18 protein-coding genes are annotated in these 26,102 nt (G+C 61.2%); 16 read left to right on the top strand and 2 right to left on the bottom strand.

Annotation, left to right across the window (positions count from 1 at the left end; translation table 11 throughout):
- The first annotated feature begins 1 nt into the window (after position 1).
- Positions 2–2,485 (top strand): DNA polymerase III subunit gamma/tau, encoded by a 2,484-nt coding sequence (gene dnaX / locus AAAX73_RS00610; protein WP_055250764.1) that lies wholly within the window; start codon positions 2–4, stop codon positions 2,483–2,485.
- Between the two features lie 21 nt (positions 2,486–2,506).
- On the opposite strand, the gene AAAX73_RS00605 is transcribed toward dnaX, so the two are convergent.
- Positions 2,507–2,980, bottom strand: a complete 474-nt coding sequence (locus tag AAAX73_RS00605; RefSeq protein ID WP_349124731.1) for a hypothetical protein — start codon at positions 2,978–2,980, stop codon at positions 2,507–2,509.
- Between the two features lie 341 nt (positions 2,981–3,321).
- Between AAAX73_RS00605 and AAAX73_RS00600 the strand changes: the two genes are divergently transcribed.
- From AAAX73_RS00600 to AAAX73_RS00545, 12 genes are all read left to right on the top strand, one after another.
- The gene (locus tag AAAX73_RS00600; protein ID WP_006235174.1) at positions 3,322–3,642 is read left to right on the top strand and encodes a YbaB/EbfC family nucleoid-associated protein; all 321 of its coding nucleotides are present in this window, start codon (positions 3,322–3,324) and stop codon (positions 3,640–3,642) included.
- 12 nt (positions 3,643–3,654) lie between these two features.
- Positions 3,655–4,251 (top strand): recombination mediator RecR, encoded by a 597-nt coding sequence (gene recR / locus AAAX73_RS00595; RefSeq protein WP_006235173.1) that lies wholly within the window; start codon positions 3,655–3,657, stop codon positions 4,249–4,251.
- Between the two features lie 246 nt (positions 4,252–4,497).
- Positions 4,498–5,403 carry a hypothetical protein gene (locus tag AAAX73_RS00590; protein ID WP_349124730.1) on the top strand — a complete coding sequence of 302 codons (906 nt, stop codon included), beginning with the start codon at positions 4,498–4,500 and terminating at the stop codon, positions 5,401–5,403.
- Positions 5,400–7,244, top strand: a complete 1,845-nt coding sequence (locus AAAX73_RS00585) for a hypothetical protein (protein WP_349124729.1) — start codon at positions 5,400–5,402, stop codon at positions 7,242–7,244. The genes AAAX73_RS00590 and AAAX73_RS00585 overlap by 4 nt, the downstream gene beginning before the upstream one ends.
- A gap of 3 nt (positions 7,245–7,247) precedes the next feature.
- Complete coding sequence (locus AAAX73_RS00580) at positions 7,248–8,186, top strand: FHA domain-containing protein (RefSeq protein ID WP_349124728.1); 939 nt, start codon at positions 7,248–7,250, stop codon at positions 8,184–8,186.
- A 620-nt stretch (positions 8,187–8,806) separates the two neighbouring features.
- Complete coding sequence (gene nifJ, locus AAAX73_RS00575) at positions 8,807–12,346, top strand: pyruvate:ferredoxin (flavodoxin) oxidoreductase (RefSeq protein ID WP_349124727.1); 3,540 nt, start codon at positions 8,807–8,809, stop codon at positions 12,344–12,346.
- A gap of 685 nt (positions 12,347–13,031) precedes the next feature.
- Positions 13,032–13,994, top strand: a complete 963-nt coding sequence (arcC, locus tag AAAX73_RS00570; protein ID WP_117716147.1) for a carbamate kinase — start codon at positions 13,032–13,034, stop codon at positions 13,992–13,994.
- 433 nt (positions 13,995–14,427) lie between these two features.
- Positions 14,428–16,323, top strand: coding sequence for a BglG family transcription antiterminator (locus AAAX73_RS00565; RefSeq protein ID WP_118080664.1), 1,896 nt, complete (start codon positions 14,428–14,430; stop codon positions 16,321–16,323).
- 119 nt (positions 16,324–16,442) lie between these two features.
- A complete protein-coding gene (locus tag AAAX73_RS00560) occupies positions 16,443–16,769 on the top strand; it encodes a PTS lactose/cellobiose transporter subunit IIA (RefSeq protein ID WP_117648559.1) in 327 nt (108 codons plus the stop codon).
- Between the two features lie 46 nt (positions 16,770–16,815).
- On the top strand, positions 16,816–17,109 hold the full coding sequence (locus AAAX73_RS00555; RefSeq protein ID WP_349124726.1) for a PTS sugar transporter subunit IIB: 294 nt from the start codon (positions 16,816–16,818) through the stop codon (positions 17,107–17,109).
- Between the two features lie 9 nt (positions 17,110–17,118).
- Positions 17,119–18,468 (top strand): PTS transporter subunit EIIC, encoded by a 1,350-nt coding sequence (locus AAAX73_RS00550; RefSeq protein WP_349124725.1) that lies wholly within the window; start codon positions 17,119–17,121, stop codon positions 18,466–18,468.
- A gap of 1 nt (position 18,469) precedes the next feature.
- Positions 18,470–19,924, top strand: coding sequence for a family 1 glycosylhydrolase (locus AAAX73_RS00545; protein ID WP_349124724.1), 1,455 nt, complete (start codon positions 18,470–18,472; stop codon positions 19,922–19,924).
- A 391-nt stretch (positions 19,925–20,315) separates the two neighbouring features.
- On the opposite strand, the gene AAAX73_RS00540 is transcribed toward AAAX73_RS00545, so the two are convergent.
- The gene (locus tag AAAX73_RS00540; protein ID WP_233542989.1) at positions 20,316–21,146 is read right to left on the bottom strand and encodes a C39 family peptidase; all 831 of its coding nucleotides are present in this window, start codon (positions 21,144–21,146) and stop codon (positions 20,316–20,318) included.
- A 565-nt stretch (positions 21,147–21,711) separates the two neighbouring features.
- On the opposite strand from AAAX73_RS00540, the gene AAAX73_RS00535 reads away from it, so the two are divergent.
- The 3 genes from AAAX73_RS00535 (at position 21,712) to AAAX73_RS00525 (ending at position 26,075) form a co-directional block, all read left to right on the top strand.
- Positions 21,712–23,163, top strand: a complete 1,452-nt coding sequence (locus AAAX73_RS00535) for an APC family permease (protein ID WP_117629718.1) — start codon at positions 21,712–21,714, stop codon at positions 23,161–23,163.
- A gap of 131 nt (positions 23,164–23,294) precedes the next feature.
- Positions 23,295–24,572: an amidohydrolase family protein gene (locus tag AAAX73_RS00530; protein WP_118080668.1), complete on the top strand. Its 1,278-nt coding sequence runs from the start codon at positions 23,295–23,297 to the stop codon at positions 24,570–24,572.
- Between the two features lie 117 nt (positions 24,573–24,689).
- Positions 24,690–26,075, top strand: a complete 1,386-nt coding sequence (locus tag AAAX73_RS00525) for a histidine kinase (protein WP_349124723.1) — start codon at positions 24,690–24,692, stop codon at positions 26,073–26,075.
- Positions 26,076–26,102 lie beyond the last annotated feature (27 nt).

The raw sequence follows: 26,102 nt of genomic DNA, 5'->3' as shown, positions 1-26,102 counted from the left end.
CATGGAATCGTTGTACCGAAAGTATCGCCCGCTCACCTTCGACTCCGTGGTGGGCCAGCAGCATATCGTCTCGACGCTCGAGCACGCCATCACCGAGGGGCGCCTGTCCCACGCATACCTGTTCTGCGGACCGCGCGGCACGGGCAAGACCACCATGGCGCGCATCCTTGCCAAGGCGCTGCTGTGCCGTAATGCCGAGGCAGCGCGCGCCGAGGGCGCAAGCGGGTGCATGCCCGACGGCACCTGTGAGGAGTGCGAGCTCATCGCCGAGGGCAACCACCCCGATGTCTACGAGCTCGATGCCGCAAGCCGCACGGGCGTGGACAATGTGCGCGAGGAGATCATCAACTCCGTCAACTTTGCCCCGGTGCGCGGCAAGTACAAGATCTATATCATCGACGAGGTTCACATGCTCACGACGGCGGCGTTCAACGCGCTGCTCAAGACGCTCGAGGAGCCGCCGGCACACGTGATCTTCGTGCTGTGCACCACCGACCCGCAAAAGATTCTGGAGACCATCCTCTCGCGCTGCCAGCGCTTCGATTTTCATCGCATCGGCAACGAGGATATTGAGCATCGCCTGTCCTACGTGTGCGAGCAGGAGGGCTTCGATTACGACGACGAGGCGCTGGCTATCGTGGCGCGTCATGCCAAGGGCGGCATGCGCGACGCGCTCTCCACGCTGGAGCAGCTGAGCGTCTTCGGCAACGGTACCGTGCACGCGGACGATGCCCGCTCGCTTTTGGGCGAAGTTTCGGACCAGATTCTGGGCGAGTTTGCGCGCGCCATCGCCGAGCGTGATATTGCTGAGCTCTATGGGCTCATTCGCGCACAGGTCGAGGAGGGCAATGACCTGCTTGAGCTGACGCGCGACCTGGTGGCGCATGTGCGCGACGTGTATGTGGCCTGCGTTGCCGGTGCCCGTGCCGAGCTGTTTGAGGGCGGGATCGAGCAGGCCGAGGCGCTTGCTGCCGAGGCCGCTGCCTTTGGCGAGCATCCGGCCGACCGCCTGGCCCGCGTGCTGACGGTGCTTGACGATGCCGCGCTGGAGATGAGGGGCGCGAGCGACGTGCGCCTGGTGCTCGAGATCGCCTGCACGCGCCTGGCACGTCCCGAGGCCGATCTGACCATTGAGGCCCTGGCCGAGCGCGTGGCACGCTTGGAGGCCATGGTCGCCAACGCCGCGGTGCCGGCGGGTGTGGCTGCTGCTCAAACGAGTGCGCCTGCTGCATCCGCACCCGCTGCTGCCCAGCAGCCGACGCTGATTTCGGGTGCCCGAGCCGCTACTCCCGCGGCGACTGCCGCCCCCGCTGCTACGTCCGCGCATCAGGGTGGCATGCCTTGGGACCGCGGCACTGCTGTTCCGGCGGCCCAGTCTGCGCCCAAGTCCGCGGTTCCTGCGTCGGCGCCCAAACCTGTAACGCCTGCACCTCAACCCGTTGCGGCTCCCGCGCCTGCGGCATCGACCGTGCCGGTGTTCAAGCCCAACAGCGCCGCCCAGGTTGCTGCCGCCGGCGCCGCCGAGACCCCCGCGGTCGAGGATGCCGGCGAGCTCCAGCGCAAATGGGCCGAGGTCGTCGAGCGCGTCAAGGCCCAACAACCTTCTTATGCGGCTCTCCTGTTGAACGCCCGCGCTACGGCAGACGATGGTTCTAAGCTCACGGTCTCGTTCCCTACGGCATTTGCTATCAAGATGCTCGGGCGTGCTGATACACAGGCGGTGTTTTTGCCGACAGTCAGTGCAGTCTTCGGTCGTCGCACCGTCGACTATGTCCTGGATGGGGGTGGCACGCCGGCTCCTCAACATGAGGAGCATTCTCCATCTGCACGGGCTGCGGCATCTGCGGACCCGCAACCCGTGTCCTCGGCGGTCCCTGCATCCTCGAGCGCCAGCGCGACGCAGCCAAAAGCGGCACCGGTAGCGGCACCGACTCCGTCGGCGCCTGAACCTGCTGCGCCCAAACCGGCTGCTCCGACCCCCGCGCCCAAGCCCGCTGCCACACCCGCACCCAAGTCATCCGACCTGGCTAAGGCCCCCTGGCTGCGCTCCGACAACCCTGCCGGTGCTCCTGCCACGGGCAAGCTCCCGACCGAGCCCGCGCCCCGAGCGCCCAAGCGCGCGTCCGCTCCCAAGGCTCAGCCGTCTGCGCAGGCTGCGCCTTGGGAATCCGAGCAGGTGCCCTACGACGACGCCATGGTCGGTGGCTTTGCCGGCGATGCGGGCGGGGAGGATCTTCCTCCGTTCGACGTGCCTGCCGCGGTGCCTGCGCCCAGCCCTGCCGCCTCAGCCGCGGCTCCCGCAGCTGCGACGTCCGCTCCCGCAAGCGATGACGCCCCCGCTGCCCCTTGGGAGTCCAACCCCGGCGCCGGCAGTCCCTTCGGCCACCAGGGCGCAGCCCCGAGCATCCCGCAGACCGAGGACGAGGCCAAAGCCCTCATCCGCAGCGTCTTTGGCCAGGCCACCATCTTCAAACCGGTGGAGTAACCGTGCGGGCGGGTACGCTGCTCAAGAAGAGATCTCTTTGTCCGGGCGCATCTGTATTTCGGACATGTGTAGTGTGGTGCCGCGTATATCGCATTCGAGCAGACAGGCACGTGACGGTCGGCCTAGGATGCTGAGGTCGATACGATATGTCGCATGGCTGTCCGTGTACTCGACTTGCTCGGCGTTGACGGTTGCTCCGATTGTAAATAAAGAGCCCAGTTCGGCATCGACAATCTTGGAGTCCTTTATCTTGACCTTGAACTCTTGGTAGAGGGACGGGCTGTTGTAGTAAATGGTTCGGGTTCCGTCGGTGCACTCATCGGCCGCTTCCCATTTGACGACGGGCTGGTCCGAGCTGGCTATCAGCAGTTCTGCTCCAAAGGCTATGGCATGGGTGATGACAACCAGCAATGCCCAGCCGACAAAGAGATAGAGAACCACATATGCAACGGGGTGTTTTGAGCGGATGTTTTGGAGCGCGTCGGGGGCATTCATGGGGCACCTCCAAATTGCGATCTTTGACAATCAAATTTTACCATGCCGTCATGAGCGCCACCTCGAGCGGCGGTTTAGCATTTTGCTATCTAGCTGGATGCAGAAAATGCCGGGTTCCGGCCCTGCTAGATTTAATTTGAGACATTTATGTAGATGCGAATTATTCAACTATGCATAATCTTTGGGCGCGGCTTGCACTCCAGGACGTGTATATCGACTGAGGTAGCACGACCGCCCCGCTCGCTTGCCCCGCGCCGTGGTACGATTTTTGAGTTTGAAAGTCCCGCCGCGCCTCGGCTGCCCTTGCAGCTTGTCGCGCGGCCGCACGTAAAGGAGCCATCATGGCCGGTATGAACATGCAGCAGATGATGAAGCAGGCCCGCAAGATGCAGGAGCAGCTTGCCGCCGCGCAGGAAAACCTCAAGTCCCAGACCGTCGATGCCTCTGCCGGCGGCGGCATGGTCAAGGTGACCGTTAACGGCGAGATGGAGCTCGTCAACCTCACCATCGACCCCGATGCGCTCGATCCCGAGGACGTCGATATGCTGCAGGACATGATCATGGCTGCCGTCAACGAGGCCGTCCGCGGCGTCAACGAGCTCGCCAACAAGCAGATGGGCGCCATCACCGGCGGTCTCAACATCCCGGGCATGCCGTTCTAAGACACGCATATAATGAGTGCGAATCACAGTCTGCAAAAACTGCTCGATGAGCTGGGTCGTCTGCCGGGCATTGGTCCCAAGTCGGCCCAGCGCATCGCCTACTACCTGCTCGAGGCCGATGCCGAGGAGGCCCGCCGCCTGGCCGAGGCCATCCTGGAGGTCAAGCAGGAGGTCCACTTTTGCAGCCGTTGCTTTAACTACGCCACGGCCGACGAGTGCTCCATCTGCCAGGACCCGATGCGCGATACCACTCGCATTTGCGTGGTGGGCGAGCCGCGCGACGTCCAGGCAATCGAGCGCACGGGCAGCTACCACGGCCTCTACCATGTGTTGGGCGGCGTGATAAGCCCCATGGACAAGATCGGTCCCGAGCAGCTGCATATCCGCGAACTGCTGGCGCGCCTGGGCCATGAGGATATCCACGAGGTCATTATCGCCACCAACCCCAATATCGAGGGCGAGACCACGGCGAGCTACCTTGCTCGCACCATCAAGCCACTGGGCGTCGAGGTGTCGCGTCTGGCGAGCGGGCTGCCCGTGGGAGGCGACCTGGAGTATGCCGACGAGCTCACGCTTGGCCGTGCTATCGAGGCCCGTCGCGCGATCTAGGTGGCGAGCCTGCTCCTGCCGTATGTTTTCCTCACAGTCGCACGGGGTAGTCATAATTTCCCCGTGCGACTGTGAGTTTGTTGTGCAACAAAGATGCTTCGTATCCGCTTATCGCATGGATGCTTCCGCTCGCATCCTTAATTTGCTCATTCGTTGCGCAACCTTTTGGGTTCGCTGATACACTCAAATATGGATTCGAATGAATGCGCCGCTCCCGAGCGGCGTGTTTTTGTTGGAGGAGAACGCATGCGGCCCGGTGGCACTCAGACAAAGCGCGGCGCCGCGGTGCGCATACGACGCCGACTGGGCTTGGCGCCGCGGGCGTACGCACTGCTATCGTGCTCGCTGGTGCTGGTCATAGCTGGCGTTTCTGCCTATGGCATGACCGTGCCGTCCATGATGCAGGCGCATGCCGCACGCGAACCGCGCGTGGGGCATGAGGTCAAAAGCGATCTGGGCACCACGACTGGATATGCTTGGGCAAGTGTGGTCGGGCATATTGTGTTTGGCACCGACGATGCGGACGGCGCCGAGGCCCCGGACAACGAAGTCACGCTTGCCAATGGCAAAACCATCGTGCTCACCAACACCAAGATCGTCCATCACCTTTCCGATAACAGTGTTTCGGCCGTCGTAAACAAGGCCGAGCAGCAAAAGGGTCAGGATACGCAGCAGTCGGGGAAACCTGGCGGCTCTGGTTCGTCTGGTTCCAGCTCCGATTCGTCGAACTCGAGCGGTGGCTCCGGCTCGGGCTCCGCCTCCGGTGGGTCTGGGAGCAACGGCTCGACGGGCGGTAGCACCGGTGGCAATACAAACTCCAGCGGCCTTTCGGCTGCCGAGGAGGAAAGCATACACAGCTGGCTCGTGACCAAGTGCAATATGCTCGACGGCTATGTCTCTCGGGCCAATAGCGCGGTCTCGACCTATAACGCAACAGGCGATGCCGGACCGTGCGATAGCCTGGCCAACGATATGTTTGTCATCCGTGCCGAGTTTGGCCGGCAAACGTTTTCTCCCCAGTCAAAGTGGTATCAGCAATACGCCAACCTATGGGGCTGCTACACCAACCTGTGCCAATGGGTGGGGCATTACGGCGATGACGACGTCGCGCTCAATAACTTCAATACCAAAGTGGCGGCGATCGCCCTATGACGAATAGCCTTGCTTCTAGCACATCGTGCGCACTTAACCGCGACCCCATGGTGGGCCTGCGCCTGGCGCGCGTTGGAGGTTTTGAGCCTGCTATTGCGCTGAGTCCGGATGAGCTGCCCGTCTACCAGCGTCGATTTGCGATGCTGTTTGCCGACGACGGCACCATGCGCCGTGGTGGCATCGGTCGCGTGACGCGTGCCGTCAATGCGCAGGGCGAGGCCGTTGCGCTCAAGCAGCTCATCTTGCCGACTTGCGACGAGTTCGATGACGATGTCGCCCACGAGGCGCTGGTCACCAAGTTCAAGGCGGCGTTTCGCGAGGAATACGAATGCCATCGCGCCCTTTCGGGCCTCAAAGGCTTTCCCCGCCTGTATGGATGGGGCGAGGTCGACGGTGTGCCCGCGATTGTCATGGAGTGGGTCGAGGGCGAGACGCTTGCCCGCCTGCGCTCGCGCCTTGCCGTGGACGATGCCGGTCGCCTGTCGCCGCTCGTGGCCGCTCGCCTGGGCCGCGACCTGTTCGACCTGCTCTGCCGCATGAACCTGGTGGGGGAGGGCTTTGTCCATCGCGATATCTCGCCTGCCAATATTATGGTTCGCACGGCGCACCTGCCGCTCGACCGACAGCTTGCCGAGGGCACGTTCGATTTGTGCCTCATCGATTTTGGCTCGTCGCTGGCGCTCGAGTCCGCCTCTGCGGTGGCGCGAGGTGGCGGCAAGGAGTCCTTTACAGAGCGCTACGCTACGTTGCGCCGAGCGACGGTTGCCTACGCTCCGCCCGAGATGCTCACCGACGATATTGCCGACCTGCGCGTTTTGCGCATGTCGCCGGCAATTGACGTGTATGCCGCGGCGAGCACGGTCTATGAGCTCATCGCCGGTGTCGCACCGTACGAGGTGGCACCGAGCGCATCGGGCACCTCGGGTTCGCGCAAAAAGACGCGCGATATTGCCAGCCCCTATCGTCTCAAGATGGATACGCGCCCCGACTATCCCGTTGGCGCCCATGCACCCGATTGCGACCTGACCCAGCTGCTCCGGCGTGAGCCCGATGTTGCGCTCGCCGCCGCCGAGCAGGCACAGCAGATGGGGCTCGAGCCGGACTCCGAGGAGCTTCGCGACGCGCTGGCATTTGTCGATGCCCAGTTGTTCGACGTTGTCATGGCCTGCCTGTCGTGTAATCAGGGCGATCGTCCCGAGCCCGTCGCGGTGGAGGCGGCGCTTACGACGTTTTGCGACCACTACTCGCAAAACGTCGGCCGTTCGCTTCGCGGCGAGCCGCTCACGCCCTGTCCCATGGATGCGTCCGGTCGCGTGATCCGTCGCGCTGCGATGATCGGTACAGCGGCTGTCTGCGGCCTTGTGTGGGCCGTTGTGGTGGTGTCGGCGGCACTGCTGGCGTCGGGTGCTCGCGTGACGGTTGCCGTGGGGCACATTTCGCGGTCCGGTACGCTGCCGGGTATCGTTGCCGCGCTCGCGCTGGCACTGCCGGGCATGGCGGGCATTGCCGCCGGCGCCATGGCGCACGATCGTCGCACGGGGTTCCTGCATGGCGTGCTGGCACTTTCTGCCTGCGAGGTTCCGGTGCTCATCGCGGTTGCATGCACCGTGTTTTCCCAGCGCGCCGTAGCGAGCGGCCTTGTCGCCGCCTTAATTGCAACATACGCGCTCGTGTGGTTTTTGCTGGCGATGGGGTTTGCCTTTGAGCTTCCCGTCGTGTCAGCACGACGTGCGAAAATTCCCATGGCGCCGCCGCTTGCCGGCGGAGCCGCGGCTGCTCGCGCCTTTGGCGGGGCGACCGAGGCGTCGTCCGTTACGAGTTCAACGACCAAGGAGGTCTAGGCCATGGCATCTCAAATCGAGCTCACCCCGTGTGGAGCCATGTTCGACATCTTTAAACGCGCGGCGCACCTGAGCCATATCGAGCTATGTGGCATGGTGCTTTCGAGCCGTCCGCTGGCCGATGGTCGCAGCCCCCAGAGCCGCGCCGCCGATCGCTCCTGGGTCTCGCGTTTTATCGTGCGCGCTCCGGTCGGCACGCTGCGGGAGCGCTATTTTGCCGATTACGGAACCTCGGCCGCGCGCATCATGTCGCATCTGGCCCTGCGCCGACGCAATCCCATGAATGCCATGGCGGTGATCAACATGGTGTGCGGGCCCGCTGGCGAGCCCATGGTGCGGGCGCTCGAGGAATGCCATCAGGATACGAACCTCTACCGCAATGCGGCCGAGCGTCTGTCGCAGGCGGCGGAGCTTATGCCCGCCGAGCGTGCCGAGGCTGTGCTGGTGCTGTTTGTCGCCGTCGGCTGCTCGGCAGATGTTCGATCCTCGGTGACCTATGCCATCGACTATGCGCACGCGACTTGCGGTGGTGCCACATCGACCCCGCGCTCGCTGAGCACCTCGACGGTCACGGGCGAGCACGAGGCGGCGCCTGCGCACCCGCTGGGCCTGCTTCGCGTGCAGGACGGTTACGTGGTAAGTGCCCCGCGCTGGATTCAGCCGAGCGAGCAGGGTGTGGAGATCGGTGCGCTGGCGACGGGGGAAGGCGATATCACCGATGTGGGCGATGACGTCTCGGCTCGCCATGCCCACGTGTGGTGCGATGACCAAAATGCCTGGTACGTCGAGGACCTGTCGTCCACCAACGGAACCGTGGTGGTAAACGGCGCGACGAACGTCTGCACCCAGGTCGAGCCCGGCCGCTCCGCTCAGCTCAACCCCGGTGACGAGCTCAGGCTCGGCGAATCCACCACCTACGCCATCCTCCTCGGCGCCCTCTAGCTCATCCCCTCAATGAGTTGCGGTGAAATAGGGACTGTTTAAGGCCGCGATCGGCAAAAACAGCCCCTATTTCACCGCAACTGCCGTGTGGTCGGCGATAGAGAAACGAGAGTGGATTTCCGGACGCACGAGAGAGGATTTTCGGACGCACAACCCATGAGAGTGGATAATCTCCCACTTTTGGTCAAGATACAGGCAAAAAGTGGGAGATTATCCACTCTCGATGCAGGCTGCGACTTTTCCGTCCGAGGGGCCATCTCGCCCCTTGGCAGTCACCTAAGGTAAACCTTTACCGCCCACCTATATTTGTCGAAATATGGCTTGGCGGCGGGGTACAATAAGCCCGCATGCGGATTTCCGTTGCGGGCGCTTCCCATCGCCGGGGCGTGCCCGGGAGCATCCGGCATGCGGCCTTTGCGGCGCTCGGTCATGTGCAAGACGGGTAGCTGGGCCTGTGGAGCGCGTGCAGCCCTCCTCGCCTTGGCATGCCTTCTCTCCACGCCATGTGCCTGCTGCTCAGTCTGCCTGCCAGATGATTGGAAGCAACAGCGAAAATCCCATCACGCCAACATCCCGGCAATCGCCGGGGCCTGTATACCTATATGAGAGGAGAGGGGTATATGGCGCGTAAGTTTAAGTCTATGGACGGCAACGAGGCGGCCGCATATGTTTCGTATGCGTACACCGAGGTAGCGGGAATTTATCCCATTACGCCGTCCAGCCCGATGGCCGACCATGTCGACCAGTGGGCGGCCCAGGGCCGCAAGAACATCTTTGGCACCCCGGTCAAGGTCGTCGAGATGGAGTCCGAGGCAGGTGCAGCCGGTACCGTTCACGGTTCGCTGGGCGCCGGTGCTCTGACCACCACCTACACGGCTTCTCAGGGCCTGCTCCTGATGATCCCGAACATGTACAAGATCGCGGGCGAGCAGCTCCCGGGCGTCTTCCACGTCTCCGCGCGTTGCGTCGCTTCCCACGCCCTGAACATCTTCGGTGATCACTCCGACGTCATGGCCTGCCGCCAGACCGGTTTCGCCATGCTCGCCGAGGGCAACGTCCAGGAGGTCATGGACCTTTCGCCGGTGGCTCACCTTGCCGCCATCGAGGGCAAGACCCCGTTCCTTAACTTCTTCGATGGCTTCCGCACCAGCCACGAGATCCAGAAGGTTGCCATGTGGGACTACAAGGATCTGGCCGAGATGTGCGACATGGACGCCGTCCAGGCTTTCCGCGATCACGCGCTCAACCCTGAGCACCCGCATACCCGCGGCAGCCACGAGAACGGCGACATCTTCTTCCAGAACCGCGAGGCCTGCAACAAGGTCTACGACGAGCTTCCCGCCGTCGTCGAGGGCTACATGAAGAAGATCAACGAAAAGCTCGGCACCGATTACGGCCTGTTCAACTACTACGGCGCTCCCGATGCCGATCGTGTCGTCGTGTGCATGGGCTCCTTCTGCGACGTGCTCGAGGAAGTCATCGACTACCTCAACGCTCACGGCGAGAAGGTCGGCCTGGTCAAGGTTCGCCTGTTCCGTCCGTTCTCCATCAAGCACTTTGTCGACGTTCTCCCCGAGACCGTCAAAAAGATCGCCGTCATGGACCGCACCAAGGAGCCGGGTTCCATCGGCGAGCCGCTCTACCAGGACGTCGTCTCCGCTCTCTACGAGGCCGGCAAGACGGGCATCAAGGTCGTCGGCGGCCGTTACGGCCTGGGCAGCAAGGACACGCCTCCCGCGTCCGCGTTCGCTGTCTTCGAGGAGCTCAAGAAGGACGAGCCCAAGCGCGAGTTCACCATCGGCATTGTCGATGACGTGACCAACCTGAGCCTGCCCGAGGCCGAGGATGCGCCCAACACCGCAGCCCCCGGCACCATCGAGTGCAAGTTCTGGGGTCTGGGTGGCGACGGTACCGTCGGCGCCAACAAGAACTCGATCAAGATCATCGGCGACCACACCGACAAGTACGTCCAGGCCTACTTCCAGTACGACTCCAAGAAGACCGGCGGCGTCACCGTCTCGCACCTGCGCTTTGGTGATTCCCCGATTCGCTCGCCGTACTACGTGACCAAGGCCGACTTTGTCGCTTGCCACAACCCCAGCTACATCGTTAAGGGCTTCAAGATGGTCCGCGACGTCAAGCCGGGCGGCACCTTCCTGGTCAACTGCCAGTGGAGCGACGAGGAGTTCGCCGAGCACATGCCCGCCGTGGCCAAGCGCTACATCGCGAACAACAACGTCAACGTCTACCTGATCGACGCTATCGATCTGGCTGCCAAGGTCGGCATGGGCAAGCGCACCAACACGGTGCTCCAGTCCGCCTTCTTCGCGCTGGCCAAGGTCCTGCCCGCCGAGGACGCCCTGCAGTACATGAAGGACGCGGCCACCAAGTCCTACATGAAGAAGGGCCAGGCCATCGTCGACGCCAACCACAAGGCCATCGATGCCGGCGCTACCGCCTTCCGCAAGTTCGAGGTTCCGGCCGACTGGGCAACTGCCGAGGATGCCGCTCCCGTCGAGCTCTCCGAGGAGACCAAGTCCGCTATCGCCCAGCAGGTCAAGAACCTGCTCGAGCCCATCGATCGCATGGATGGCGACAGCCTGCCTGTTTCCGCCTTCGTCGATTGTGCCGACGGCCAGTTTGAGCTGGGCGCCTCCGCATACGAGAAGCGCGGCGTCGCCGTGGTCGTTCCCCACTGGGACGAGACCAAGTGCATCCAGTGCAACCAGTGCGCCTATGTGTGCCCGCATGCCACCATCCGTCCGTTTGCGATGACCGAGGACGAGGCTGCCGCCGCGCCCGAGGCTACCCGCACGCTCGACGCTATGGGCCCCAAGGCCAAGGGCATGAAGTTCACCATGGCTGTGTCCCCGCTCGACTGTATGGGCTGCACCAACTGCGTCAAGGTCTGCCCCAAGGGCGCCCTCGAGATGGTTCCCACCGAGCAGGAGATGGACCAGCAGCCCGTTTGGGACTACATGGTCGAGAACGTCTCCGAGAAGAAGGAGCTCATCGCGGCCAACGTCAAGGGCAGCCAGTTTAAGCAGCCCTACCTGGAGTTCTCCGGCTCCTGCGCCGGCTGCGCCGAGACCGCCTATGCACGTCTGGTGACCCAGGTCGCCGGCGACCGTATGTTCATCTCCAACGCCACCGGCTGCTCCTCCATTTGGGGCAACCCCGCTGCCACCGCTCCTTACTGCAAGGACAAGGACGGTCACGGCCCGGCGTGGAACAACTCCCTGTTCGAGGATAATGCCGAGCACGGTCTGGGCATGGCCGTTGGCTATGAGGCCGTTCAGAAGAAGCTGATCGCTGCTACGCAGGAGATCATCGCCGCTGACGGTCCGTCCGACGAGCTCAAGGCCGCCGGTCAGGCTTGGATCGACTCCGTCAACGACGCCGAGGCCTCCAAGACCGCTGCCGCTGCCTACGTTGCCGAGCTCGAGAAGTGCGGCTGCGATGCTTCCAAGGCGATCCTCGCCGACAAGGCCTACCTCACCAAGAAGTCCTTCTGGGTCTTCGGTGGCGACGGTTGGGCCTACGACATCGGCTTCGGTGGCCTGGACCACGTCCTGGCTTCCGGCCACAATATCAACGTCTTCGTCTTCGACACCGAGGTTTACTCCAACACCGGTGGTCAGGCCTCCAAGGCCTCGAACCTGGGCCAGGTCGCTCAGTTCGCCGCTGCCGGTAAGGTGACCAAGAAGAAGTCCCTGGCCGAGATTGCCATGAGCTACGGCTACGTCTATGTGGCGCAGGTCGCCATGGGCGCCAACCCGGCTCAGACCCTCAAGGCCATCCACGAGGCCGAGGCCTACGACGGCCCGTCCCTCATCATCGGCTACAGCCCCTGCGAGATGCACTCCATCAAGAAGGGCGGCATGCAGAACTGCCAGGCCGAGATGAAGAAGGCTGTCGAGTGCGGTTATTGGAACCTCTTCCGCTTCAACCCCGAGGCTGCTGCCGGCAAGAAGTTCTCGCTCGATTCCAAGGAGCCCGCGGGCGGTTATCAGGAGTTCCTGATGAACGAGGCCCGTTATGCTTCGCTGACGCGTTCCTTCCCCGAGCGCGCCGAGGAGCTCTTCAAGGAGAACGAGCAGGCCGCTATGGACCGCTACGCTCACCTGCTGAAGCTCAAGACGGTGTACAACGAGGCCTAGGTCTCTCACTGCAGGATCTGAGGGCTGACCTTCGCGGACGTCCTCGGACATGAAAGAACCCCCGCTGCGCACTTCGTGCGGCGGGGGTTCTTTCGTCCTGCGGAGTGTCCTCGAAGGTCAGCCCTCAGATCCTGCTACGACTACGTCCTCGGATTGTGTGGGCTGATGAAGGACGTGGTTGGTCGGGTATTCCGTCCCCTTCGCTGTTTCGCGGCTTTGCCGCGAAAACTCGCGTTACTTTGGGGATGGATGGAGGTTTTGGCTGTTGCTACCTTCTATCCCCGTGCTTTGGGGCTGGTTGCTTTTTTGGAGCTCATCTTTATTCCTTATGCTGAATGAAAAGCCCCATGTTTTTGCAGAGGTGCATACTCGTCTTATTAATGCATAGAATCTCGTATAGTGCGAGTAAGATATTACGCTGCCAGTTTTGCGTTTAGCGGAGATATAGTTCGCATAATCTGGTCTAATCCCTGCTCTATTAAAATAAAGTCGCACGTAAATGGCGTAGATATGCCTAAGCTGGGGTTCTGTACGCTGAGCGGATAAAAACGACCGTTCACCGTTCAACTATTTTCAAAATGAATAAAATGAGCGATAAAGAGAATATAAACCTTAATAAACTCGCGTATTGCACGGACGCGGGTTATTAATGGGTTGTAGGCCTTTTACAGAAAGGATTCCAGCAATGTCTAAGCCTCTTGGCAAGCCCGATCGTATTGTCGTCGCCCTTGGCGGCAACGCCCTCGGCAACAACCCCGTCGAGCAGATCCAGGCCGTGAGCAACACCGCCCACGCTCTCCTTGGTCTTATCGAGCAGGGTAACGAGATCATCATCACCCACGGCAACGGCCCGCAGGTCGGCATGATCCAGAACGCCTTCGCCGCCGCCCACGACGCCATCGGCACCCCCGAGATGCCGCTGCCCGAGTGCGGCGCCATGTCCCAGGGCTACATTGGCTATCACCTGCAGCAGGGCATCGGCCGCGAGATGCACAAGCGCTATAAGCGTTGGCACGCCGCCACCGTCGTCACCCAGATCGAGTGCGACCCGGACGATCCCGCGTTCAAGAACCCGACTAAGCCGATCGGCCCCTTCTACACCGAGGAGCAGGCCAAGGAGTTCATGGCCGAGGATCCCTCCAAGGTATTCGTCGAGGATTCCGGCCGCGGCTGGCGTCGCGTCGTCGCTTCCCCCGATCCCAAGAAGATCGTCGAGGCCGACTCCATCCTCAACCTGCTCGACAACGAGTTCATCGTCATCGCCTGCGGTGGCGGCGGCATCCCCGTCGTCCGCGACTACGAGAACAAGGGCTGCTACAAGGGCGTTCCCGCCGTCATCGACAAGGACCTGGGCGGCGAGCTGCTGGCCGAGGACTGCGACGCCGACGTCCTGTTCCTGCTGACCGCCGTCGAGCACGTCGCCATCAACTTCGGCAAGCCCAACCAGGAGGAGCTCGAGGACATCACCGCCGACGAGGCCGAGCGCCTGGCCGACGAGGGCCAGTTCGGCAAGGGTTCCATGGAGCCCAAGGTCCGCGCCGCCATCAAGTTCGCCCGCTCCCGCAAGGGCCGCACCTGCATCATCGGCGCCCTGGACAAGGCCGCCGAGACCATGGCCGGTCTCTCCGGTACCCGCATCCACGAGTAGTCTCTACTTCGTTGCCTCTCTCGTGGGCGCCAGGCAAGACGCCCGCAAACTAGCCTCTCTTCATGAGCCCCGCAGTCCGCTCCGACTGCGGGGCTTTTGCTATTCACCTAGTCATTGGGGACAAACCCGGCACTTGGGGACGGTCCTTTCCTGCCGGCAGCTTGGGACAGTCCTTAATAGTCATTGGGGACGTTCTTAAACGACTAGTCAAACAAGAACGTCCCCAACGACTACTCATTTAAGTCTGTCCCCAATGACTGCCCAATGGCTGGGAAGGCGCATCCCACACCGACGCATTGCCTTCGGGCCCTCTCCCCAGGCTCTCCATAGCTCAGCTGGACTCCCCGCAACCTGTTCCGAGTTGGCGGAACGAGCGCGACGTGGAGTGTCATTCTTTACCGCGTTAGACTAGACGCAGGGAAAGGAGGAGGACATGGATGCTCGCGTCAAGCAGCTTGTAAATATGATCGAGGACGCTCAGCCTGTCGCTGTCGCGGTACTTGCCAAGCGTCTCGAGGTAAGCGAGCGCGCCGTGAGAAACTATATCCATCGCGCAAACGACAGCCTTGCAGGGGTTGCACGCATCGTTGGCAGCAAGGGGCAGTATCGTATCGATGTTGCACGTGCAGATGAGCTTGCTCGCTTGCTAGACGGTGCGGCTCTGGCCCATCCGGGCATTCCTGATACGCGCGATGGCCGTGTGTCCTTCCTTCTTAACGACCTCCTCATGCGGTCCCAGTGGGTGACGATTGAGGAGTATGCGGATTTACTCTACGTTTCGGCGCGAACTCTGTCCAATGACATGCGTCTGGTAGAGCAGAAACTCGCCCAATTTGACTTAACGCTCGAAAAGCGCCCACGCTACGGAATCCGCGTTGCGGGCGGGGAGTCACAACGGCGCCTGTGCCTGGCCTCGCTGGTGAGGCCCGTGTTGCCCGACACCGACGATGCAAAGCTCGCCGAGCGCCTGCGGGCCATCGCCGCATGTGTGGACGATGCCCTGACGGCCTCGCCCGTCACGGTGAGCTCGCTGGCATCCCGCAATCTCATCATGCATCTTTACATTGCTCTTGGCCGCATCGAGCAGGGCTGCTATGTCCCAGCTGCAGAATCGGACGTTCAAAAACTGGAGGGAACGCGCGAATACGCCGCGGCTTTCCAGATTGCCGCAAACATCAAGGATGCCCTGGGCGTGAGCATGCCCCGAGAAGAGGTTGCCTTTATCGCAATCCATTTGCTCGGCAGGGGCACGGGCGTGCCCGAGAAGGGCTCTGTCGTTATCTCGGACGAGATGTGGGAGATTGCTTCCGAGATGGTACGTGCGGTCAACGATGAGTTTAGGTTTGACTTTAGCGGCGATCTTGAACTTCGCATGAACCTTGCTCGGCATATCGGCCCTCTGGGCTATCGCCTTGAATATCACATGCATATGGATAACCCCATGCTGCCCGATATCAAGACGAGGTTTCCGTTGGCCTATTCGATGGCAGCTGGCACCTCGCAGGTACTCGAGCGTCATTTTGGCAGCCAGCCCTCTGATGAAGAGCTCGGCTACATCGCCATGGCATTTGCCCTGGCCCTCGAGCAGCAAGCCGACCAGCCGCGTCGCAAGCGCATCCTGATCGTGTGCGCCTCGGGAGCGGGAAGCGCCCGTATGCTCGAGCACCAGTACCGCAAGCAGTTTGGCATGTATATCGATTCGATTGAGACATGCGATGTCGCCCGCGTGGGAACGTTCGATTTTTCGCACATCGACTACGTGTTCACAACGGTGCCGCTCAACGTCAAGTTGCCCGTGCCCGTCCGCGAGGCCGATTTCTTCTTGGAGACGAGCGATGTCAACGCTATCCGCAAGGTGCTGAGCGACGACACTGCGCAATCGGACTCCGTAAGCTCTTTCTTTAGCCGTGCCCTGTTCTTCAACCGCGTTGAGGCGTCGTCGAAGCAGGCCGTTCTCCGATATCTCTCCGAGCGCGCCGTCGAGAGCGGCCGTGTCGATGCCCCGTTTGCCCAAGAGGTCGCCGAGCGCGAGAGCGCGAGTGCCACCTCGTTTGGCAATGGGGTAGCCATGCCCCATGGGATGCATCCCTTGAGCGCCGAGGCCTTTGTTACCGTGGGCCTGCTCGAACATCCCATTCTTTGGGACGAATACGGCCATGAGGTCGATATCGTCTTTATGGTGTCGTTTGCCCGGTCGGGCGGCGATGAGGCGCGGATCTTGAGCTCACTGCTCGCCGAGATCTTTATGGACCGCCAGGGGGTCGAGCGCCTACGCGAGCGCCGGTCCTGGCATGAGCTGATGGCGCTTGTGCAAGCGCATACGGCTTAAGACTTCTTTTGTCGATAACCCTGTCTGTCTACCTGCAATAAACCTCGAGGATTGCGGGCGGGAGATAGGCGTTTCGAATATTCAAGTACAAACCAAACATCACGGGAGAGGAGACCGTTATGGACGATCAGGGAACCGAGATGGTTTCGTTTCAGCTGGTCGCTGCAGCGGGAGAGGCACGCAGCCTTGCCTTCGAAGCCCTTGAAAAGGCAAAAGCGGGGGATTTTGACGCCGCCGCCAAACTCATGAAGCAGTCAAAGGATGCGGGAATCAAGGCTCACCACATTCAAACGCAGCTGCTTTCGACTGAGGCAGCGGGCGAGCATCTGTCGGTGGATGTGTTGCTGGTCCATGCTCAGGACCACCTCATGTGCTCCATGCTTGCTCAGGAGCTCGTGCAGGAGCTGATCTGCCTGTATGAGTGCACTGCAACCAAGAACGCCTAGCGGCGTGCGGTGACTATCCAACCAATCAATGCGAAGGGAATCCCTTATGAAGATCCTTCTTGTTTGCGCAGCTGGTCTGTCTACAAGCATTCTGATGAAGAAACTCGAGAAATATGCGGAGCAAAACGGCATCGAGTTCGATATCGATGCGGTGGGTATCGGCGAGTATCAGGAGACGTGCGCCAATTATGACGTGCTGCTCTTGGGGCCGCAGGTGTCCTACCAGCTCAACACCGTCAAGCAGGGGAGCGGTAAGCCGACCGCGGTCATCCCCGCACAGGACTACGGCATGGGCAACGCCGCCAACGTGCTGGCACTCGCCCAGTCGCTGTTGGGTTAGGAGGCGACCATGGAGAAGTTCATGACCCTGCTTCAGGAAAAACTGACCCCTATCGCCAATTTCTGCGGCACCGAGCGCCACTTTGCCTCCATGCAAAAGGGCTTTATGAGCGCGATCAGCTTCATCTTGGTATCTGCCGTCTTTATGATCCTCGCCAACCCGCCGGTCACGGCCGACCTGGTGGCGCAGGGCGGGTTCTGGTCCGTCTTTGGCCCTTGGCTCGATTTTGCGACGGCCAATAAGCTCACGCTGCTCATCCCCTTCAATATGACGATGGGCATACTGTCGGTGATCGTGACGTTCGCAATCGCCTATAACCTGGCGGGCACCTACAAGATGCCCAAGCTTAACGCCGGCATGACCTCGCTGGTGATGTTCCTGATCGCCGCGGCGCCGTCGTCCTACTACCAGCTTGCTGACGAGTCCGTGCTCCAGGCGGTCCCCTGCACCTATCTGGGTGCGCAGGGCCTGTTTACCGCCATCATCGTTGCCTTGGTCTCCGTCGAGGTCACGCGCTTCTGCCAGACCAAGGGCATCACCATCAAGATGCCCGATGGCGTGCCGCCGTTTTTGTCCGAAACCTTTGGCGCCATCGTACCTATGCTCGCCAACATCCTCATCTTCTTTGGCGGCAACCTGCTGATCCAGATGATCGATCCCGCGCTGTCCATCCCCTCGGTTATCGAGAAGCTGCTCGCTGCCCCGCTTTCCGTCGCAGTTGACTCTGTGCCCGGCGCACTGCTTATCTGCTTCATGACTCTGCTGTTTTGGTGCTTTGGCGTCCACGGCAACATGATCGTAATGCCCATCACCGCCCCGGTCTCGCTTGCCGCCTTTGCCGCCAACGCCTCGCTCTATGCTGCCGGGCAGCCGCTTGAGTTCCACCCGGTGCTCATGTCGTTGGCCATCAACCTCATCGGCGGCACGGGTAATACGTTCTCTTTTGTGGCGCTCTGCGCGTTTAGGGCAAAGTCGCAGCAGCTCAAGGCATTTGGCAGGGCATCGATCGTGCCGAGCTTCTTCCGTATCTCCGAGCCCGCGATCTTCGGCGCGCCCATCATCTTCAACCCGATCCTCATGATTCCGTTTGTGCTAGGCGGCATGATCTCGGCCCTGCTGTATTGGGGTGCGGTCTCACTGGGTCTTGTCTCTAACTTCTACATCTTGGTGAGCGGCACGTTCCCCATCTTCGTTCAGGGCTTTGTCCAGTGCCTCGACCCGCGCATCTGGGTGTTTACGATCGTTTTGATCGTGGTCATGGCTGTGGTCTGGTACCCGTTCTTTAAGGTGTACGATAACCAGCTCCTGGCTCAGGAGCAGGAGAACGCCGCGGCAGCTTCTGCCGAGGATACTGAGTAGCATGAGTTACTTTGACAGAACGTCTGCCGCCGGTATGCCCGAGGGCTTTTTGTGGGGTGGTGCCCTCGCCGCCAACCAGGCCGAAGGGGGCTGGAACGAGGGCGGCCGCGGCATGTCGCACTCCGACCTGATCCCACAGGGTTCCGACCGCTGGGATGTAATGTTTGGCAGGCAAAAGCCCGTGGACGATCCGGACAGGCTGTATCCATGCCGCTGGGGCAACGACTTCTTCCATCATTGGCACGAGGATGTCGAGCTCTTTGCCGAGATGGGCTTTAAGTGCCTGCGTCTTTCAATTTGCTGGAGCCGTATTTTTCCCACAGGGATGGAGACCGAGCCCAACGGCGAGGGCTTGGAGTTTTACCGTCAGGTATTCGAGGCGCTGCGCGAGCATGGAATCGAGCCGCTTGTGACGCTGTCGCACTACGACTATCCGTTGGCTCTGGTCGAGCGCTATGGTGGCTGGCAAAGCCGAGAGATGATCGAGCGGTATGCGCACTACGTCGAGACCGTCGGACGCGCGTACCAGGGCCTCGTGCGTTATTGGCTTACGTTCAACGAGATCAACAGCGTGGCGCTGTCCTATCTCAACGCGGGTGCCACGCTCGAGGATGAGCGTGACCGTGCAGCCGTGACCGCGGCGTTCTCGCACCATATGTTTATGGCGAGCGCTCGCGCTGTCGAGATTCTGCACAAGATCGATCCCGCAAACAAGGTGGGTTGCATGGTCGCTGCCGGTGCGACCTATCCGTACCGTTGTGCGCCCGAGGACGTATGGCTTGCGTATGAGGAGGACCGCGGCCGCTACTTCTACACAGACGTGATGGCTGCGGGCGCCTATCCTGCTTGGAAGCTGCGTGCACTCGAGAAAGAGGGTGTTCACGTGCCCTTTGAGCCGGGCGATACGGAGTATCTGGCAGAGCATACGGTCGACTTCATCTCGTTCTCGTACTATTGCTCGCGCTTGGTGTGCGCCGATGATCAGGTGATCGCCGAGAAGGCGGAGGGCAACGTGTTCCCGACGCTGCGCAATCCGTACCTCAAGGATAAAGAGACTGCCTGGAAGTGGCAGATCGATGCGCTGGGTTTGCGCGTGACGCTTGCCGGCTACCACGATCGTTACCATCTTCCGCTCTTTATCGCCGAGAACGGTGTGGGCGGACTCGATGCGCTGGAAGACGGCAAAGTCCACGATGCGTATCATATTGATTACCTGCGAAGGCATATTCTTGCGCTGCGCGATGCAATTGTCGAGGACGGTGTTGACCTGATGGGATACACGCCGTGGGGCTGTATCGATTTGGTGTCGGCCTCGACGGGGCAGATGAAGAAGCGCTATGGCTTTGTTTATGTTGATGCCGATGATATGGGCAAAGGCACGTTCGATCGCTACCGAAAGGACAGCTTCTGCTGGTACCAAAAGGTCATTGCATCAAATGGCGAGGACTTGAGTTAACTCTTGCAGGTCTGTTGCCCCCGCGGTCCGCTTCGGCCGCGGGGGCTTTTGTTATTGAGGCGGCTGTTCATGAGGAGCATTGCAGGCTGCGGAAACCCGGCACTTGGGGACGTTCCTTTCCTGCCGGCAGCTTGGGACAGTCCTTAAAGGCCGCATCGATCAACTGCGGAAAGCACATTCCAGAATGAGCGTCCAACATGGGGTGCGGTTTCCCTTGAGGCCCTCAATCGGAAAATGCATCCCGGATTATTGTCGAAAAGCGGTCCCTAGTTTCCCAAACGGGCCGCTAACGGAAAGCGCACCCCGCTATTGGGCCCCAAAGCAGGATGCGCTTTCCGTGCCGGCAGTTCCGGGCATCCAGAGACCACTCATTTAAGTCTGTCCCCAGTGACTAGTAGTAGGCCCACATGGCTTCGACTTCGTTGAGGACCTCTACGACGCCCCAGCGGCGGGCGCTGCGGCTGGCCGAGTTGGGATCGAAGACTTCAATCTGGTCGGCGTCGTCAATACCGTAAAGCACAATGTAGTGGCCCACGTTGGTAAAGATGCCCGGCCGAACGGCGGCGATGACGGGCGCTCCCGAACGCAGCGCCTGAGTCATCGAGTCACGATCGTTATGGAGTTCCGTTCCGTTAAGTCCCAACTGCCACGCGCCGCTCGTCATAAAAGACCATTCGGTTGCACCGGTGGGGGCGTAATTGCCCGCCTCGGAAAGCGCGCACATATCGACGGGGGTCATATCGGTGCGTCCCGTCTTAAAGATATAGACCATGGTGAGGCACGTAGGCCCGCAGGCATTTTGGCGGATGGTGCCGCCGGCGTAAGGCAACTCCGACCACGCGGGGTCGATCTGATAGATATGGGGCATCGTGCCGGCTTGCCATTGCGAGCGCGGGGTCGAAAAGGCGAAAGAATAACCGGGCGCGACGGGGGCCTTGAGCAGCTTGTCCTCGGCGGTGGGCTCGAGACCGGCCGAGCCGTGGGACATACAGGAGCTCATAAGCACAAAGACCAGACAGGTGAGGATAGAGCACAGTGCGAGGCGAAGCCGACGAGCCGGCAGGGCGGGGGCATTCACGTACGATGTCGAGCGGTAGGGCTTGCCGTCGCGTCCGCCTTGGGGATGCGAAAAGAAGCGGTTGATATGGATGCCGGGCTGACGTGCGCCGTTGCGGCGCAGTTGCGGAACCTCGGCCTGACGCTGTCGAGTGCGCGCACCCAAGCGGCTATCTTGCTGCGCGCTTGTGCCCGTGCTCGGACGGCCACTCTGCCGTGTTCTGCTTGTCTGCTGCCGAGACGAAGGCCTGGGTTGCTCTTGAGGGCGTTGCGGATTGCTGCTCGTGGCACTTCTGGGCGTCGGCGTGGTGCGGCCAGCAAGGCGAACGCTTTGTCGCCGTTGATCACCGTCGTTGTATCCGTATGCCATTCGTACCGCCTTGTCTCATGTATAACCTGTCTATCCTACAAAAAAGATGTGCAACAAATGGGTCTGCGCGTCAAAAGCTCGGTAAACGGTACGAAAGGCGCAAAACACACGGCCTCAAAAACATCTCTATATGCGTCCGATGAGCGTACGCCTGTCGGGCGGGCGGCAACAATGAGCGGCAAACCGTGCCGTTCGTCCCAAAAACGGCGCCGCTCGTTTTGCAGTTCTGCCTTCGGTCGAGCCACAAGCGGCGCTGCTGTGCCAAGGCCGTATCTTAAAGCCACGAAATAAAAGCGCGCGGCAAAACGGACCGCGCAAGGGGTGACGCCAAAGAGGCGTCAATAAGGAAAGGAGGGGAACAATGGCGGACAAGAACGCAGAAGTTGCAGTCGAAGGTAACGGCGGCATGAAGAAAACGCTTTCGCTCTGGAACTTCTTCACCATCGGTTTCGGTGCCATCATCGGAACTGGCTGGGTTCTGCAGGTCGGCGACTGGATGGTCGTGGGCGGCGGTCCCGTTCCCGCTATGATCGCATTCCTCTTGGGTGCAATCTTCCTCGTGCCCGTCGGAGCTGTTTTCGGTGAGCTCACGGCTGCTATCCCCATCTCGGGCGGCATCGTCGAGTATGTCGATCGCAGCTTTGGCCGTACGCTGAGCTACATCACCGGTTGGCTCCTGGCCCTGGGCAACGGCATCCTGTGCCCGTGGGAGGCAATCGCCATCTCGACCCTCGTGTCCGAGATGTTCGGCAGCCTGCCCGGTCTTGAGTGGCTGCGTGCCGTCAAGCTTTATACCATCCTAGGTGCCGACGTTTACCTGTTCCCGACGCTGATCGCGCTCGGCTTTGCAGTCTACGTCATCTTCCTCAACTTCCGCGGTGCCAGCTCGGCCGCCAAGCTCCAGGCCTTCCTGACTAAAGCTCTGCTCTGCGGCATGCTGCTCGCCATGGGTGTCTCGCTGTTCACCGGTTCGCCGGAACACGCCATGCCCGTGTTCTCCCAGGTCACCGGTGCTGGCGGCGGCAAGCCCGCTACCGAGGGCACCAGCCTGTTCGCCGGCATCGTGTCGGTCCTGGTTCTGACCCCGTTCTTCTACGCCGGCTTCGATACCATTCCTCAGCAGGCTGAGGAAGCAGCCGAGGGCCTCAACTGGAACAAGTTCGGCAAGATCATCTCCCTAGCCCTGCTGGCCGCAGGCGGCTTCTACATGGTCTGCATCTACTCGTTCGGCACCATCCTCGACTGGCATGAGTTTGTTAAGAGCCCGGTTCCCGCGCTTGCCTGCCTCAAGGGCATCAACATGCTTCTGTACCTGGCCATGCTCGTCATCGCCACGCTTGGACCCATGGGCCCGATGAACTCCTTCTATGGCGCCACGAGCCGCATCATGCTTGCCATGGGCCGCAAGGGCCAGCTGCCCGAGAAATTCGCCGAGGTCGACCCCAAGTCCGGCGCTCCCAAGCTCGCCTGCGTCGTCCTGGGCGTCATCACCGTCATCGGTCCGTTCCTGGGCAAGAACATGCTCATTCCTCTGACCAATGTGTCGGCCCTCGCCTTCATCTTCTCCTGCGGCATGGTCGCCCTCGCTTGCCTGCGCATGCGCTTCACCGAGCCCGACCTGCCTCGTCCCTACGAGGTGCCCGGCGGCAAGTTTGGCATCTGCCTCGCTGTCGCTGCCTGCGCCGTCATCATCGGCCTGCTCGTGATCCCGTTCTCTCCCGCCTCCCTCAACATGGTGGAGTGGAGCATCGTGATCGGCTGGCTGGCCATTGGCCTGGCCCTCATGGCTTTCACCAATTCCCGCAAAAAGTAACGCCTAGCCGGGGCGGATCGGGTGCGCGGAACCCTCTCTTCTGCGCACCGAACCCGGCACCACTTGGGTAGCTTTGTGAGGCCTTAACCCAACATGGCCTCGCCCACTATATGGATCCATAAGGAGGAACCATGTCCACTAAGTATGCAATCGTTGGCGGTAAGCTCATCGACGGTACCGGTGCCGAGCCGGTCGAGAACTCCCTCGTTCTCGTCGACGACAACGGCAAGATCGAGTACGCCGGTGTCATGCAGGACCTTCCCGAGGGCGTTGAGGTTATCGACGCCGCCGGCAAGACCGTCCTTCCCGGCCTGATCGACACCCACCTGCACTTCTCGGGCAACCTGACCGACGATGACACCGACTGGGTCATGCAGCCGCTCCTCGAGAAGCAGGCCGTCGCCGTCAAGCAGGCCTACGACTGCCTCACCCACGGCCTCACCACCGTCTGCGAGATCGGCCGCTTTGGTATCCAGATCCGTGACTGCATCGACAAGGGCGTCTTTAAGGGTCCGCGCGTTCTGGCCACCGGCCTGGGCTTCTGCCGCGTTGCCGGTCACGGCGACTCTCACCACTGCACCCAGGAGCTCAACAAGGAATCCCATCCCTGGGGCGACCAGGTCGACGGTCCTTGGGATCTGCGCAAGGCCGTCCGTCGTCGCCTGCGCGAGAACCCCGATGCCATCAAGATCTGGGCTACCGGTGGTGGCATCTGGCGCTGGGACTCCGGTCGCGACCAGCACTATTGCTCCGAGGAGATCCAGGCCGTGGTCGAAGAGGCAAAGATGGTCGGCATCCCCGTGTGGAGCCACTGCTACAACAACCACGCCGCTGCCTACGATTCCGTCCGCTTTGGCTGCGAGCAGCTGATCCACGGCTTCGATATCGATGAGCGCACCATGGACCTCATGGCCGAGCAGGGCACCTTCTTCACCCCGACGATCGCCTTCCTGCCCACCTGGTACGCCACCTATCCGCCCGTCTACGTCCCCGAGCTGCACGACAAGTACGAGGGCACCCTGGTCGAGAAGGAGCTGCAGCGCAACTACGACTGCCTGCGCGAGGCCAAGAAGCGCGGCGTCGTCATGACGATCGGCTCCGACTCCTTCTCCTTCGTCACCCCGTATGGCACCTGCTCCATCGAGGAGATGTACGAGTTCGTCGACAAGATCGGCTTCACCCCGGTCGAGACCATCACCTGCGCCACCCTCAACGGTGCCAAGATGTGCCACATCGAGGACGAGACCGGTTCCATCGAGGCCGGCAAGTGCGCCGACCTGCTGGTCGTCAACGGTGACGTCGCCGCCGACATCCACGTGCTCAACACCGACAACATGGACGTCATCATGAAGGACGGCTGGATCGTCGAGGCTGGCACCTTTGGCGAGGCCAACAAATACAGCGCCTAAGCTACCGTTTGTCGATGGCTGGATGTAAAACACAGTTTTTGATTGCATAATGCAATGGAGAGGGTCGCTTGCGGCCCTCTTTATTGCTATGGGTGCTACGGACAAGAGGGGATGACGGTGGATTTAAACAGGCTGATTCTGGGCAAGAGCTACAACTCTACCAAGGTCTTTCGTACGGCCCAGCATGTGGTTCAGGCCATCCTGCTCGGTGTTGTCGTTCCGGCGCTTATCCTGCTGCTTATCTGGGATTTAACCGATAATCCCAATCCCGTTCCGGGCGTTGTCGTTATTGCCGGCCTGGTCATGCTGTGTTTCTTTTTCTCGTATGTCTTTGTGGTCCCCGACGACCTCACATCGAGCGCAACCGACCGTACGCTCGCCATCGCATCAAAAATATTCGCCTACACGTCGCGCGGCCTTACGCCCGAAGCGGCCCAGGGCGCCTCTAAGATCATCCTGTCCGAGACCATCGCCTCTGCCATCTGCTTTACCGATGGCAAACAGGTGTTGGCAAGCTGGGGCGAGGACTCGGCAAGGTGCCCTGCCGGCACCCCGGTCGTGCTCAAGACCACGCTCAACGTGATCGAGTCCGGCGAACAGAGCGTATTTTCGCGCGACGCCTCCAATGAGACGGGCGGCTATTTTCCCCGTCTGCGCGCCGGCATTGTCGCGCCACTGACCGTGCGCGGGCATTGCGTGGGCACGCTCGAGCTGTATTACCCCCGCCTGAGCAGCATCGATATGCGCCAGACGGCGTTGGCCTCGGGCTTTGCCGATCTCATTTCCACGCAGCTCGCCAGCTTTGAGCTCGAGCGCCAGGACGAGCTCACGGCCCGCGTGGAGCTGCGTGCCCTGCAGTCGCAGGTCGACCCGCATTTTCTATTCAACACTATCAGCACCATCGTGTCGCTCGTTCGAACCGAGCCCGACAAGGCGCGATCGTTGCTGATCGATTTTTCCAATTATTACCGTCAGACGCTTTCTGACTCCGATACGCTCACCACGCTCGAGCACGAGGTGGAACAGGGCACTCGTTACATCAACCTTATGCAGGCCCGGTATGGCGACGGCCGTCTGCGCGTCTCGGTCGATATCGACTTTGAGGTGCGCGACAGCTTGGTGCCGCCGTTTATCTTGCAGCCGCTGCTCGAAAACTGCATCAAGCATGCGCAGCGCGAGACCGAGCCGCTTTCTATTCGTGTTAGGGCTTTCGAGACCGATGACGGCTTGGAGATCATCGTCGAAGATGACGGCATCGGTATGAGCGAAGAAGTCTGCGCGCATCTGTTTGAGCAGCATCGCCTGGAGGAGCCCGAGAGCATTACCGCCGACGGCTCCATCAAGCGAGGTTGCGGCCTGGCGCTCTTCAACGTGCTTCAGCGCATCCATTTCTTTTACGGAGAAGATTCCGGCATGCGCGTGAAGTCCCAGGAGGGCGTGGGAACGCAGGTCATCGTCGAGCTGAACGGCGAGCCGCATGAGCCGGCGCCGATGACGGCGTAGCGCGCGGTTGGATTGAGAGAAAAAGAG

It is taken from the genome of Collinsella sp. CLA-ER-H9 (genome assembly GCF_040092295.1).
Lineage (GTDB): Bacteria > Actinomycetota > Coriobacteriia > Coriobacteriales > Coriobacteriaceae > Collinsella.
The sequence above is the reverse complement of the archived record's forward strand: the minus strand, read 5'-3'. Positions and strand labels throughout refer to the sequence as shown.